General features: G+C 71.2%; 11 protein-coding genes. 8 read left to right on the top strand and 3 right to left on the bottom strand.

Translation table 11 applies throughout. From position 1 onward, the window contains the following. The first annotated feature begins 304 nt into the window (after positions 1-304). Positions 305-676, top strand: coding sequence for a thioredoxin (trxA, locus tag ABZU75_RS41150; protein ID WP_030908921.1), 372 nt, complete (start codon positions 305-307; stop codon positions 674-676). A 143-nt stretch (positions 677-819) separates the two neighbouring features. Here the strand turns inward: trxA and ABZU75_RS41145 are convergent, their stop codons facing one another. The 3 genes from ABZU75_RS41145 to ABZU75_RS41135 form a co-directional block, all read right to left on the bottom strand. Then, a complete protein-coding gene (locus tag ABZU75_RS41145; RefSeq protein WP_355567142.1) occupies positions 820-2,151 on the bottom strand; it encodes a class II 3-deoxy-7-phosphoheptulonate synthase in 1,332 nt (443 codons plus the stop codon). 65 nt (positions 2,152-2,216) lie between these two features. Beyond that, positions 2,217-3,434 (bottom strand): FAD-dependent oxidoreductase, encoded by a 1,218-nt coding sequence (locus tag ABZU75_RS41140; RefSeq protein WP_355567140.1) that lies wholly within the window; start codon positions 3,432-3,434, stop codon positions 2,217-2,219. Positions 3,435-3,530: 96 nt separating this feature from the next. Next, the gene (locus tag ABZU75_RS41135) at positions 3,531-4,268 is read right to left on the bottom strand and encodes a GntR family transcriptional regulator (protein ID WP_350930381.1); all 738 of its coding nucleotides are present in this window, start codon (positions 4,266-4,268) and stop codon (positions 3,531-3,533) included. 224 nt (positions 4,269-4,492) lie between these two features. Here ABZU75_RS41135 and ABZU75_RS41130 point away from each other — a divergent pair, with 224 nt between their 5' ends. The 7 genes from ABZU75_RS41130 (at position 4,493) to ABZU75_RS41100 (ending at position 13,385) form a co-directional block, all read left to right on the top strand. After that, positions 4,493-5,677, top strand: a complete 1,185-nt coding sequence (locus ABZU75_RS41130; protein WP_355567137.1) for an ABC transporter substrate-binding protein — start codon at positions 4,493-4,495, stop codon at positions 5,675-5,677. Between the two features lie 28 nt (positions 5,678-5,705). Then, positions 5,706-7,250: a sugar ABC transporter ATP-binding protein gene (locus ABZU75_RS41125; protein ID WP_355567134.1), complete on the top strand. Its 1,545-nt coding sequence runs from the start codon at positions 5,706-5,708 to the stop codon at positions 7,248-7,250. Continuing rightward, a complete protein-coding gene (locus ABZU75_RS41120) occupies positions 7,243-8,202 on the top strand; it encodes an ABC transporter permease (protein WP_350930376.1) in 960 nt (319 codons plus the stop codon). The genes ABZU75_RS41125 and ABZU75_RS41120 overlap by 8 nt, the downstream gene beginning before the upstream one ends. After that, positions 8,199-9,212 carry an ABC transporter permease gene (locus ABZU75_RS41115; RefSeq protein ID WP_350930377.1) on the top strand — a complete coding sequence of 338 codons (1,014 nt, stop codon included), beginning with the start codon at positions 8,199-8,201 and terminating at the stop codon, positions 9,210-9,212. Before ABZU75_RS41120 ends, ABZU75_RS41115 begins: the two co-directional genes overlap by 4 nt. Next, positions 9,205-10,089, top strand: a complete 885-nt coding sequence (lsrF, locus tag ABZU75_RS41110) for a 3-hydroxy-5-phosphonooxypentane-2,4-dione thiolase (RefSeq protein ID WP_355567129.1) — start codon at positions 9,205-9,207, stop codon at positions 10,087-10,089. The genes ABZU75_RS41115 and lsrF overlap by 8 nt, the downstream gene beginning before the upstream one ends. A 69-nt stretch (positions 10,090-10,158) precedes the next feature. After that, positions 10,159-11,853 (top strand): glycerol-3-phosphate dehydrogenase/oxidase, encoded by a 1,695-nt coding sequence (locus ABZU75_RS41105; protein ID WP_355567127.1) that lies wholly within the window; start codon positions 10,159-10,161, stop codon positions 11,851-11,853. Next, a complete protein-coding gene (locus ABZU75_RS41100; RefSeq protein ID WP_355567124.1) occupies positions 11,850-13,385 on the top strand; it encodes an FGGY-family carbohydrate kinase in 1,536 nt (511 codons plus the stop codon). Before ABZU75_RS41105 ends, ABZU75_RS41100 begins: the two co-directional genes overlap by 4 nt. The last annotated feature ends 201 nt before the right edge of the window (positions 13,386-13,586 follow it).

Genomic DNA, 13,586 nt, shown 5'->3' with positions numbered 1-13,586 from the left:
CCCGGTGCCGATCGGCACCGGGCCATCGCCCGTTCTCCCCCCGGCAGGCCGCCAGGCCGGCGAGCCGGGCAGCTCCGCGACGACCGAGGAAACGATCATGGGGGCGCCCAGGCCGGGGCGGCCGATGTTTTCGCCGGGCCGGTGAACACCGGGGACGCGGTGAGCCCGGGTCCCGTGGCCCCCACGGGCGGCGGCCTCCCAGGTCACCCGGTTCGAGGGGGACGGAGGCCGACGGGATGGAATGCTCGTGGACGGGAAGTGGTTATGCCAGCCATACAGATGTGAACGACAGAAGGAGCCAACGGTGGCCACCATCGAGGTAACCGAGAAGAACTTCAACGACATCGCCGATGAGGGGATCGTCCTGCTGGACTTCTGGGCGGCCTGGTGCGGACCGTGCCGCACCTTCGGGCCGATTTTCGAGAAGTCCTCCGCGAAGCACACGGACATCAAGTTCGGCAAGATCGACACCGAGGCCGAGCAGGCCCTCGCCCAGGGATTCGAGATCACGTCGATCCCGACGATCATGGCCATCCGGGACGGCATCGTCGTCTTCGCCCAGCCGGGCGCGTTGCCCGAGCCCGCTCTCGAGGACCTCATCGGTCAGGTCCGCGCACTCGACATGGACGCGATCCGCGCCGAGCTCGCCAACGAGCTCGGTGTCCAGAAGGGCTGACACGGACCGGGCCTTCGTACGCTCGGGGATCGCCTCCGCGAACCTGTGAGCCCCTGCGCGGATTCTCGATCGTTCGCGTGGAGCCGGACCCCCGCGCGGCCCGGGCCCCTTCAAAGGGGCCCGGGCCGCGAGGGAAGCGGGTGTCAGACCGAGCGGTAGAGCTCGGCCACCCGGAAGGCCAGGTCGAGCGACTGGCCGCGGTTGAGACGCGGGTCGCAGGCCGTCTCGTAGCGCCGGGCCAGGTCGTCCTCGACGATCTCGGCACCGCCGCCCACGCACTCGGTGACGTCGTCGCCGGTGAACTCGATGTGGACGCCGCCCGGGTGGGTGCCGAGCGCGCGGTGCACCTCGAAGAAGCCCGCCACCTCATTCAGGACGTCGTCCAGGCGGCGGGTCTTGTGGCCGCTGGGCGCCTCGAAGGTGTTGCCGTGCATGGGGTCGCAGATCCACGCCACCTGGGCGCCACTCGCGGTCACCTTCTCCACCAGCTCGGGAAGGTGGTCACGGATCTTCGACGCGCCCATCCGGGTGATGAAGGTCAGCCGCCCCGCCTCGTTGTCGGGGTTGAGCTTCTCGATCAGCGCGAGGGCGTCCTCGGCGCTGGTCGCCGGGCCGAGCTTGACGCCGATCGGGTTGCGGATGCTGGCGAAGAACTCGACGTGCGCGCCGTCGAGCTGGCGGGTGCGCTCGCCGATCCAGACCATGTGCGCCGAGACGTCGTACGGCTGGCCGGTCCGCGAGTCGATCCGGGTGAGCGCTTGGTCGTAGTCGAGGATCAGCGCCTCGTGCGAGGAGTAGAACTCCACGGTGTGGAACTCCTCGGGCTCCGCCCCGCAGGCGCGCATGAAGGCCAGCGCCTGGTCGATCTCGCGGGCGAGCTGCTCGTAACGCTTGCCGGCCGGGGACTCGCCCACGAAGTCCTGGTTCCAGGCGTGCACCTGGCGCAGGTCGGCGTAGCCGCCCTTGGTGAAGGCACGGACCAGGTTGAGCGTCACTGCGGAGGAGTGGTAGGCGCGCAGCAGCCGCCCCGGGTCGGGGATGCGGGAGTCGGCGGTGAAGTCGAAGCCGTTGACCATGTCGCCCCGGTAGGCGGGCAGCTCGACGCCGTCACGGATCTCGGTGTTCTTCGAGCGGGGCTTGGCGAACTGCCCGGCCATGCGGCCGATCTTCACCACGGGGACCTTGGCCGCGTAGGTGAGCACGATCGCCATCTGGAGCAGCGTCTTGAGCTTGTTGCGCACGTCGTCGGCGGTGGCGCCGGCGAAGGTCTCGGCGCAGTCTCCGCCCTGCAGGACGAAGGCCTCGCCCCGTGTCACCGCCGCCAGGTCCGCCTTGAGGTTGTCGCACTCGCCCGCGAAGACGAGGGGCGGGAGTCCCTTCAGCTCGGTGACGACCTTGTCCAGCTCGCCGTGGTCAGGCCACACGGGCTGCTGCGCCGCAGGCAGCTGCCGCCAGGAATCGAGGTTGATGCTCACGACATACCAGGCTATTGCAACCGGCTGTGCGAACGGACCCGATTGTCCACATGGTGAGAAGGTCTTTATGCCTGGTGAGACCCCGAGGGGTCGGCGACGTGTTCGGGCAGGACGCCCAGGCCGATGAAGCGTCTGGCCAGCAGGCCCAGCATGGGAAGGCGGGCGACGTCGCGCGGCAGCCGCACCGGGCGGGTGCGCTCGGTCAGCGCCGGCCGGATCAGCCGGTTCTGGACGACGCGCTGGGCGAACTGGGTGATCACGGTGGGCGGGGTGCGCCGCCGCTGGACCCTCGCGAGCAGCGACTCGGGGATCTCGGCCCCGGCGGCGAGCGGTCCGGCCAGCAGGTTCGCGGCGGCGACCGCGTCCTGCACGGCCAGGTTGATGCCGACGCCGAAGACCGGAGACATGGCGTGCGCGGCGTCACCGATGACCAGCAGCCCCGGCCGGTGCCAGCGGCGCAGCCGGTTGAGCGCGACCGACAGCACGCTGACGTCCTCGAAGCCGGACAGCAGCCCTACCCGGTCCGCCAGGAAGGGCAGGAGCCTGGCGACCTGCTCGCGCAGTGCCGCTATCCCCGCCGAGCGCAGTGCCTCGAAGCCGTTCTTGGGGATCACGTAGGCGAGCTGCCAGTAGGTCCCGCGGTTGATCGACACCATCAGGTGGCCCGCCGACACTCGCAGGAACGCCGACTCGGAGTCGGTGGGCTCGCGCGGCAGCCGGAACCAGACCACGTCCATCGGGACCCCGTGCTCCACGGGGACCAGCCCGGCGGCCTCGCGCACGTCGGAGCGGCGGCCGTCGGCGGCCACGGTGAGCGTCGCGCGCAGTTCGTGCTCGCCGGAGGCGTCCCGGTAGCGCACCCCGCGCACCGCGTCGCCTTCGCGGATCACTCCGTGGACCTCGGACTCCATGAGGAGGTGGAAGTTCGGATACCTGGCGGCGGCACTGGTCAGCAGGTCGAGGAACTCCCACTGCGGCACGAAGGCGATGTACTGATATTTGCCTTTAAGTCCTGACAGATCGGCGATCGGCACCGTGGTGTCGTCGGTCTGGATCTCCAGCCCGTACATCTTGCGATGGGGGAGCCGGTGAAATTCCTCGGCCAGGCCGAGCTCGTCGAGGATCTGGAGGGTCGACGGATGGATGGTGTCGCCCCTGAAGTCGCGCAGGAAGTCGCCGTGCTTCTCCAGGAGCGTCACCTCGACGCCGGCCCTGGCCAGCAGTAGCGCGAGCATCGCCCCGGCGGGACCGCCCCCGGCGATCACACACGTGTTCCGAGTCATAATTCATCACCCCATGAAATTCTGGCACGGGATGCCGCCGAAGAGAACAGCGGGCGCGCTCTTTTCCTGCCCGGCGCCGGCCGGGGTGCCCTCCGGTCAGCGAATGCCGACGTAGAACCGTGTCCGGTCGCTGCGGTGCAGCGCGTAGTAGGCCTCGAACCGCGTGCCGTCGGGCATCCAGGCGACCGACTCGATGCCGAGCAGTGGCGTCGAGGTGGAGACCTCGAGTAGCGCGGCGTCCTCGCGGTTGGGGAAGGCGGCCTCGATCCACCGGTCGGCGGCGGCGGGCTCGATCCCGTAGCGCCGCCGCAGCAGGTCGTACAGTGACTGGTTCTCCAGCACGGCGCGCTCCAGGCCGGGCACCAGGCGGGCGGGCAGGGCGGTGTCGACGAGCAGCCAGGGCTGCCCGTCGACGCGCCGGAGCCTGCGCAGCCTGACCACCTGTTCCCCGGGTGGGATCCGCAGCAGGGCGGCCTCCCGCTCGTCGGCCTCGCCGAGCGACTGGCGGATGGTCCGGGTGGTCACGCGGCGGCCGGACTCCCGCAGGTCGTCGGCGGAGCCGGACATCGACCCGATGAAGTTCAGTTCGGTCTTGCGTGGCGAGACGAAGGCGCCCCGCCCCTTGATCTTATAGATCAGGCCCTGCTGCACGAGCTCGCGCAGGGCCTCCCTGACGACGGTTCGGGAGACCCCGAACATGTCGGTGAGCTCGGCCTCCGACGGCAGCGGCCGGTCCGCGCCGAACTCACCGCTCTCGATGGTCGCCCGCAGTGCGCGCATCAGCTGCATCCACAGCGGCTCCGTTCCGTCGCGGTCGAGGCGCGGATACGTCATCGTCACGGAAACCTCCTCGGGGGGCGTCCAGGAAAGCATTTCATATGGGCGGACCTGTCATGACAGGACGACGATCCTGTCGTGACAGGAATCCGGTGACGCCTGGTGGATTCCCGTCCATCTGCCCGCTGAGCAGGAACAAAAGAGGCTCTTGACATCCACGTAACGTGGATTTAGCGTACCTGTCACTACAGGTCTGTAATGACTACGCCGCTACGCCCCCTATGAGCGATGAGTTCACGGCCTCGACTCGCACCGCCTCGGCGGACCTGCCCTCTCTGGAGACCATGATGCGTATCCGTCCCACATCCCGGCACTGGCGTGCGGCCTCGGCGGCGTCACTGACCGCCCTCGCGGTCCTGGCGGCCGGTTGCGGCTCCGGTGACTCCGGTGCCGGCACCTCCGGCGGCGCCGCCGCGGAGACCTCCGGTGAGAAGCCGTTCATCGCCCTGAGCAACGGCTTCATCGGCAACGGCTGGCGCCAGACGATGATCGCCAAATTCGAGGCGGCGGCGGGCCAGGCCCAGGCCGACGGCCTGATCAGCAAGTACAAGGTCGTCAACGCGCCGGGAGAGAACTCCGCGACCGAGCAGGTCGCCCAGATCAAGAGCCTCCTGCTGCAGAAGCCGGACGCCCTGCTCATCGACCCGGCCTCGCCCACCGCGCTCAAGCCGGTCATCCAGCAGGCGTGTTCCGCGGGCGTCACCGTCGTGGTCTTCGACTCCGCGATCGAGTCGGAGTGCGCCTACGTGCTGCAGAACAGCTTCGTCGACTGGGCCACCTACGCGGCCAAGCCGCTGCTGGAAGGCATCGGAGGCAAGGGCAACGTCATCGTCAGCCGGGGTGTCGTCGGCTCGCAGCCCGAGGCCGAGATGCTCGAGACCACCAAGAAGATCCTCGGTGAGTACCCCGGTGTGAAGACCGTCGCGACGGTGAACGGGATGTGTGACGGCGCCACCGCGCAGAAGGCCGTGCTCGGCGTGCTGTCGAGTGTGCCGAAGGTCGACGGCGTCGTCGGCTGTGGCGACGGCTACGGCGTCGCCCAGGCCTTCGCCACGGCGGGCAAGCCGGTTCCCGCGGTGACGTTCGAGACCAACGGCCGCGCGCTGAGCTACTGGAAGGACAACAAGATCGACAACGGTTCGGTGGCCGTCATGTCCGACCCGGGCCAGTCGGTCGCCGCGCTGTGGCAGGCGCTCGACCTGCTGGAGAAGCGGGACATCCCCAAGCACATGACCTTCCCGATCGTCCTGGTCGAGCAGAAGGACCGGGACGCCTGGGCCTCCGTCCTCAAGCCCGACGAGTACGCCGCCTGGCCCTGGACGCGTGATCTCTTCCGCGAGCAGGTCAAGGCCGTGCAGACCGGTGGAGCGCCGGTGCAGCCGCCGATCCCGACGGCTGCCGGTTAGGCGGGGAAGGCACGGAGGAGGCCGCCTCATGCACGTCGACAACTTCGCCGCCAAGCCGCTCGCGGCTTCGCGGGAGACAGGCGGGGGACCGTCCGAGCAGCAGCCCGTCGTGATCGCGAGGGGCGTGACCAAGACGTACGGGCGCACCCGGGCCCTCGCCGGTGTCGACCTTGAGGTACGGGCCGGCGAGGTGCTCGGCCTCGTCGGCCACAACGGAGCCGGCAAGAGCACGCTGATGCGGGTCCTCGCCGGGCTGGAGGCCTGCGACGAGGGCACGGTCACGGTGTGCGGGCGGGACGCCTCGGGCGAGGCCGGGCCGCGGGCCGGGGACTTCCGCGGCGTGCGGATGGCCTACCAGGAGACGTCGCTCTGCCCCGACCTCACGGTCGCGGAGAACATCTGGGTCTCCTCACGCCACTGCCTTCCCCGGCTGGGCTGGCGGCGGCCGGCCGGTGACGGCGTACGGCGCAGGCTCGACGAGATGTTCCCCGGCCACGGGGTGGCCCCGGGCGACCGGATCGAGGACCTGTCGCTGGCCCAGCGCCAGATGGTCGAGATCGTCCGGGCCAGCCTGGTCGACCGGCTCGACCTGCTGATCCTCGACGAGCCCACCGAGTCCCTCGGCCCGGACGCCGCGCGCTCGCTGTACGACTACGTCCGCACCCTCACCGCGGGCGGCGTGGCCGTGCTGCTCATCTCGCACCGCATCCGGGAGGTCCTCTCGGTGGCCGACCGCGTCGCCGTGCTGCGCGACGGGGCGGTCATCGCCGAACGGCCCGCGAGCGGACTCGGCGAGCACGACGTACTGACCCTGATGGGGGCCGAGGTCGCCGCGAGGACCGGGAACGAGCGGATCACGGCCGCCGAGGCCGCCTCCGGGGATCGGCCGGTGCTGGCGGAGTTGCGCGGCGCCACCGGTCCCGGACTGCGCGACGTCTCCCTACGGGTCGGCGCGGGTGAGGTCGTGGGCCTGGCCGGGCTGGCCGGTCAAGGCCAGCAGGAGGTGCTCGAACGCCTGTGGCACCCGGTGCGGCGTGACACGAAGGTGCGCGGCACCCGGGCGTACGTGCCGGGCGACCGGCAGCGTTCCGGGGTACTGCCGCTGTGGAGCGTGGCGGAGAACCTCGTGGTGACCGCGGCACGCGGTATCGCGCGCCGAGGTCTGCGCCGCCCCGCCGAGGAGCGCGCGGTCGTGCGGAACTGGGTCGATCGCCTCGCGATCCGAGGCGGCCCGGACGCGGCGATGACCGAGCTCAGCGGCGGAAACCAGCAGAAGGTGATCGTCGCCCGGGCGTTCGCCTCGGCGGCCGACCTCGTCCTGCTCGACGACCCCTTCCGGGGAGTCGACGTGCACACCAAGACCGACCTGTACGGCCTCATCCGCCAGGAGGCGGCCCAGGGCCGGAGTGTCGTCTGGTATTCGAGCGAGAACGCCGAGATGGCCCACTGCGACCGGGTCTACGTCTTCCGGGCCGGCCGGGTGGTCGCCGAGCTGGCCGGGGTGGAGATCTCCGAGGAGAGGATCATCGCCGTCTCGTTCGCCGAGTCCGATGGAGCGCAGAACCATGAGTGAGACTCTCGTGCCGGCTCTGCCGAGCCGGGCGCGGATGCGCCGGACGGCCCCGGCCGTGGTCAGCGCCGTCGCCATGATCGCGATGATCGCCGTCTGCGCGTCGCTACAGCCGGACGTGCTGAGCGTGGCCGGGCTGTCGCTGGTCCTCTCGGCGACCGTGCCCCTGGTCATCGCGGCCCAGGCCCAGATGACGCTGATGGCGGTCGGTGACATCGACCTCGGTATCGGTACCTTCGTCGGCCTGGTCACCGTGATCACGGCGACCAGGCTGGTGACCTCCCCGCTCGTCGGGGTCCTGATCCTGCTCGGGCTCGTCGCCTCCTACACCGTGCTCGGCGTTCTCATCCACCTGCGCAGGGTGCCGTCGCTCATCGCCACCCTCGGCGCGTCGTTCGTCTGGCTGGGGCTGGGCATGTTCGTCCTGCCGACACCCGGCGGAACGACCCCGGAGTGGCTGGCGGCCTTCGGCATGTGGCAGCCCGCCGGGTTCCCGGCGCCGCTGCTGCCGATCCTCCTCGTCGCCGCGCTGGTCTACCTGCTCAGCGCGCGCAGCACCCTCGGGGTCCGGATGCGCGGCCTGGGCAGCAATCCGGTGGCCCTGGAGCGGGCGGGCCTGCGCCCGCTGGCGTCGCGGGCCATCGCCTACACCGCCGCGGGCGCGCTCGGCGTGCTGTCCGGGCTCGTGCTGGCCTCCCAGACCGGGGGCGGCGACGTGTCGTCGGCCTCCAGCTACACCCTGATGACGGTGGCGGCGGTGATCCTCGGCGGCGGCTCCTTCCACGGCGGCAGCGCCGTGCCCTGGGGAGTGGTGGTCGGCGGCGTGACCCTCGGCCTGGTCAGCGTGGTCCTCAGCCTGCTCGATGTGCCGACCAACATGCAGTCGGCGGTTCAAGGCGTGATCGTCCTGGCCGTGCTCGCCGGACGCGTCCTGGTCGGAAAGGTGCTGCGATGAACATCCGCGCGCTCGTTGCGCGTCCGTGGATCTGGGGTTTCGCCGCCGCGGCGCTCGTCTGGCTGATCATCCTGGCCATCTCAGGTCAGGGGGGCGGCCAGACGGTCTCCCTGGCCCTGTCCCTGGCGCCCTACCTGGTCATCGTGGGACTCGGGCAGATGCTCGTCATCACCGCCGGTCCTGGCAACATCGACGTCTCCGTGGCGCCGATCATCTCCCTCGCCGGATTCGTCTCGGTCCTGGCGGCCTCGTCCACCGGCTCGGCGACGTTGGGAATCCTCGCGGGCGCCGGTGTGGGTCTCGTCATCGCGGCGATCAGCACGGTGGCGATCCTCGGCCTGTCCGTTCCGCCGATCATCGCCACGCTGGCCGCCGGGCTCATCGCCTCCTCGGGCACGCTGTCGCTGGCGAACGGTTTCAGCGCGGTGCCCGATCCGGGGCTGCGGAGCCTGCTCAACCTGCGCCCGGCGGGCATCCCCATCCTCGCCGTGGCCATCGCGGTGGTGACCGTCCTGGTCATCGCGCTGCTGCGCGGCACGATCTACGGCCGTTCGCTGATCGCGGTGGGGCAGAACCGCCGGGCGGCCGAGCGCGCCGGAATCCCCGTCGCGCGGATCATCGCGGTGACCTACCTGGCCAGCGGCGCGCTGGCCGGCCTGACCGGAGCCCTGCTGGCCGCCTACATCGCGCCCTCCGCGGACCTAGGCACGCGCTACCTGCTCGACTCGGTGGCCGTCGTCGTGATCGGCGGAACGCTCATCTCGGGCGGGCGGGCCGTGCCCGTCGGTGTCTGGGGGGCCGCGCTCTTCTTCATCCTGCTGGACGGCCTGGTCAACCTCGTGGGCTGGAGCAGTGCGGCGCAGAACCTGCTCAAGGGCGGTCTGGTGCTGCTGGTCCTCTTCCTCGCCGGCGGCGGTGACCGCGTCGCCGGCACATCCTCCCGTTTCCGACGGCGGCCGCGACCCGCGGCCGTCACCACCACAACCACTGGAGAGAACACCCATGGCTGACACCGACGGTCTGCTCGACGCCCGCGACTTCGGCGGCGCCGCCTCCGTGACCGGCGGCTTCCACGTCAAGGGCGCACAGGCCCAGGACTGGGGCCTGCAGAACCGGCTCGCGCGCATCTTCAGGGCCGACACCGGCCGGACCGTGATGCTCGCGTTCGACCACGGCTACTTCCTCGGCCCGATGGCCGGCCTTGAGCGCATCGACGTCAACATCGCCCCGCTGGTGCCCAACGCCGACGCGATCATGTTGACCCGGGGCGTGCTGCGCACCAGCATCCCGCCGGCCACCGACGCCGGCATCGTGCTGCGCGCCAGCGGCGGCCCGAGCGTGCTGCGCGACCTCTCCGACGAGCACATCGCCCTGGACATGGAGGACGCGGTACGGCTCAACGCCGCGGCCGTGGCCATCCAGGTCTTCGTCGGCAGCGAGAACGAGTCGCGGTCGATCGCCAACCTCGCCGCGCTGGTGGACGCCGGCCAGCGGCACGGTGTCGCCGTGCTCGGCGTCACCGCCGTCGGCAAGGACATGGTCCGCGACGCCCGCTACTTCCGGCTGGCCACCCGGATCAGCGCGGAGATGGGCGCGCACATCGTCAAGACGTACTACGTCGAGGAGGGCTTCGAGACCGTCACCGCGAGCTGCCCGGTGCCGATCATCGTCGCGGGTGGCAAGAAGCTGCCCGAACTCGACGCCCTGACGATGGCCTACCGGTCGATCCAGGAGGGTGCCGCCGGCGTCGACATGGGCCGCAACATCTTCCAGAGCGAGAACCCCGCCGGCATGCTCGCGGCGATCCGCGCCGTCGTGCACGACGAGGTGAAGCCCGAAGAGGCCTACCAGCTCTTCAAGGACCACTCGGCCGGCACCGCGTCCTGACCCCTTCTGGGGCTTGGGCCCCGGCGCGAGACCGCCGGGGCCCGGTCCCGTCATCTCCCGGGAGCTCCCATGTCGCAACAACCAGCCGGATCTGACGACGTCGTCGACCTCGCCGTCATCGGAGCCGGTATCAACGGGCTCGCCATAGCCCGTGACGCCGCCACCCGTGGCCTGCGTGTCGTCGTCGTCGACCGCGCCGACGTGGGCTCGGGAACGTCGAGCACGTCCAGCCGGCTGATCCACGGCGGGCTGAAGTACCTCGAACGCTACGACTTCAACCTCGTGCGGGAGTCGATCCGTGAGCGGCACCTGCTGTTCCGCAACGCCCCGCACCTCGTTCGCGACTACCCCATGCTGATCCCCTCCTACGCGGGTGACAGCAGGCCCGGCCCGCTGATCCGGCTCGGCCTGGCCGCGTTCGACGTCCTGTCGACGGGGCGCAGGCACGGCCGCAGCCGCAGTGTGTCCCTCCGCACGGTGGCCCGCAGGTGGCCCACGCTGTCGAGGCGCGGCCTGCGCGGGGCCTCGCTGTTCCCCGACGCGCAGGTGCCGTGGGCCGAGCGGCTCTGCGTCGAGTTGCTCCTGGACGCCCGGCGGCTCGGCGCGCGGGTGCTCACCCACACCACGGTCACCGGGCTGGTCGTGGAGAACGACCGGGTCGCCGGGATACGGGCCGAGGACAACGCCTCCGGCGCGCGAACCGAGATCCGGGCCGCGATCACGGTGAACGCGGCCGGCCCGTGGATCGACAGGATCCTCGACGGGCAGGTGGCCAGCCGGCGCCTCAACGGCGGCACCAAGGGCAGCCACATCATCGTCGACGCGTTCCCGGGCGCGCCCGACACCTGCATCTTCTTCGAGGCGGCCGCCGACCATCGGCCGATCTTCGTCCTCCCCTGGGAGGGTCGCTACATGCTGGGCAGCACGGACCTGACCTACGAGGACGATCTCGACGAGGTCGTCACCAGCGACGAGGAGATCGACTACCTGCTCGCCGAGACCAACCGGATCTTCCCGAACGCCGGCCTCACCCCCGACGACGTGCTCTACAGCGTGGCCGGCGTCCGGCCCCTGCCGTACACCGCCGGGATCTCCGACAACGCCAAGATCAGCCGTGGGCACACGGTGCACAGCCACGCCCCGGCCCACCCGGGGCTGTTCACGGTCATCGGCGGCAAGCTGACGACCCACCGCGCCCTCGCCGAGGACGTCACCGACGCGGTGCTGCGCGCGCTCGGCCGCACTCGCCGGCGCTGCCTCACCCGCTCCCGGGCCTTCCCCGGAGCCGACACCGCCGACTGGCCGACCTTCAGCGCGGACTTCATGCGCTCCTCGCCGCTCACCCCGGCGCAGTCGCGCCGGCTGCTCGACGTCTACGGCGTACGGGCCCGCAGGGTGCTCGAACTCGCTGAGACGGACGACACACTCGCCGAGGTCGTCGACGAGGAGACCGGCGCGCTCGCCGCCGAGGTGGTGATGGCGGTGCGCGAGGAGGGCGCCGTGACGCTGGGGGACATCCTGCTACGACGTACCCTGATTGGACTCGGCCCCGACATGGGCCTGAAGGCTGCTGTGGCCTGCGCCGACATCGCCGTACGTCACCTCGGCTGGGACGAAGGGCGGGCCCGCGCCGAGATCACCGGCTACGAGGCCGAACTGCGGCGCTTCAGGCCACGGGTGCTGGCCACGTCGGCCACAGCGTCGGCCACACCGTCGGCCACACCGTCGACCACACTGCGGAGTAGCGACAGGAGGACCTCGTGACAGCCCCGGACACGTGCTACATCGGTGTCGACATCGGCCTGACGGCCTCGAAGGTCGCGGCCTTCGACACCGAGGGACGGGAACTCGGCGTCGTGCACGCCCGCACCCCCCGCACCAGCGTGACCGCGCACCGTCACGACGTCGACATGCTCGGGCTGGCCGACACGGTCATGGCGCTGCTCGGCGAGCTCACCGGGAAGCTGGCCGCCGACGGATACACCCCGGCGGGCATCGGGGTGGCGGCCCACGGTAACGGACTGTATCCGGTCGACGCCGCCCTGAGGCCGGTCGGGCCCGCCATCGCGTCGTCGGACAGCCGGGCCCAGCGGATCGTGGACGCGATCCCGGAGCGGGAGGCCAGGCGGCTGGCCAGGGAGACCGGCTCCATCCCGTGGGCCGCACAGCCCGCCGTGCTGCTGCGCTGGCTGCACGACGTCGAGCCGGAGAGCTACCGGGCCACCCGGTGGGCACTGTCCTGCAAGGACTGGGTCACCGCGCAGCTCACCGGCGTGCCGAGCGCCGACTACAGCGACGCCAGCGCCTTCGGCATGGTGGCCCTCGACACCCGCGCCTACACCCCGACGGCGCTGGAGCTGGTGGGGCTGCCGGCGAGTGACCTCGACCGGTTCCCTCCGCTGCGCCAGTCCAGTGACGTGGTCGCCGGGCTGAGCGCCCAGGCCGCGGCACGCACCGGACTCCCCGAGGGACTGCCGGTGATCGCCGGTTGCATGGACTGCGTGGCGGCGACGCTCGGCGCCGGGGGACGCGGCCTCGGAGACGTGACGATCATCGTCGGGACGTGGGCCATCAACGGGGCCGTGGTGCCCGCCCGCACCCCGGCGCCCGAGGTCACCATGAGCGCGCTGATGCCCGACCCGGCCACGATGCTGGCCATGGAGGTCGCGCCGACCTCGGCCGCCAACCTCGAATGGCTGGCGTGCGCGTCGGTGCCGCACGACCAGGTCGGCGGCCTGCTCGCGGCGGACCTGCTCAGGGAGGCGGCCATGGTGCCGCCGGGCGCGGAGGGCCTGCTGTTCCTGCCCTTCGTCAACGGAGCCCCCGAACACCCCGCGGCGTCGGGGACCTTCCTCGGCATCTCCGGCGTGCACCGCCGCGGGCATCTCACCCGCGCGGTCATCGAGGGGGTCGCCCAGTACCACCGGGTCCAGCTCGACCGGGTCCTGGCCAGCGGAGCCGACATCGGGGACCGGCCGTGGCGGCTGGCCGGTGGCGGCGCCCGATCCGAGGTCTGGGCGCAGATCTTCGCCGATGTGCTGGGGCGGCCGGTCCGCCGTCAGCTCACCAGCGAGCTGGGAGCACGCGGCGTCGCCTCGCTGCTGCCCGCCGCGCTCGGCCACGATCTCCAGCCGTGGTCGGTCAGCGACGAGGACGACCTGTGCGTGCTTCCAGGCCCCCACCGGGAGGCGTATCTGCGGCACTCGGAGGTCTTCGACCGGACGCTGGCCGGCATGTCGTCCGCCTGGTCGGAGGTCGACCGGTACCGCACGGCCGGTCCCGCCGACGCCGGGTAAGGCCGGGAGGGCGCCGGGCCGGCCGGTCACGGCCGCCGCCGGGAACCTGCCGGGAATCCGGGACGCGGGCACCGGGCCGTGACCAGGCCGGGGTGAGGTGCGGAGCCGTCCGGACGCGGGCGGGGCGGTGGAACCCCATGACGGCCTCGCCGATGATCACTTCAATCTCGATGTCCTTGCTCAGCCAGTCGTTGAGGGCCG

Origin of the sequence: Streptosporangium sp. NPDC005286 (assembly GCF_040607515.1) — a bacterium.
Lineage (GTDB): Bacteria > Actinomycetota > Actinomycetes > Streptosporangiales > Streptosporangiaceae > Streptosporangium.
Note: the sequence above shows the minus strand (reverse complement) of the source record. Positions and strands in the feature narration are given on the sequence as shown.

Coding starts and splice junctions, on each gene's coding strand:
- ABZU75_RS41140 (WP_355567140.1), bottom strand. CDS start 3,434: ATGACTCGGAACACGTGTGTGATCGCCGGGGGCGGTCCCGCCGGGGCG.
- ABZU75_RS41135 (WP_350930381.1), bottom strand. CDS start 4,268: ATGACGTATCCGCGCCTCGACCGCGACGGAACGGAGCCGCTGTGGATG.
- ABZU75_RS41130 (WP_355567137.1), top strand. CDS start 4,493: ATGAGCGATGAGTTCACGGCCTCGACTCGCACCGCCTCGGCGGACCTG.
- ABZU75_RS41125 (WP_355567134.1), top strand. CDS start 5,706: ATGCACGTCGACAACTTCGCCGCCAAGCCGCTCGCGGCTTCGCGGGAG.
- ABZU75_RS41120 (WP_350930376.1), top strand. CDS start 7,243: ATGAGTGAGACTCTCGTGCCGGCTCTGCCGAGCCGGGCGCGGATGCGC.
- ABZU75_RS41115 (WP_350930377.1), top strand. CDS start 8,199: ATGAACATCCGCGCGCTCGTTGCGCGTCCGTGGATCTGGGGTTTCGCC.
- lsrF (WP_355567129.1), top strand. CDS start 9,205: ATGGCTGACACCGACGGTCTGCTCGACGCCCGCGACTTCGGCGGCGCC.
- ABZU75_RS41105 (WP_355567127.1), top strand. CDS start 10,159: ATGTCGCAACAACCAGCCGGATCTGACGACGTCGTCGACCTCGCCGTC.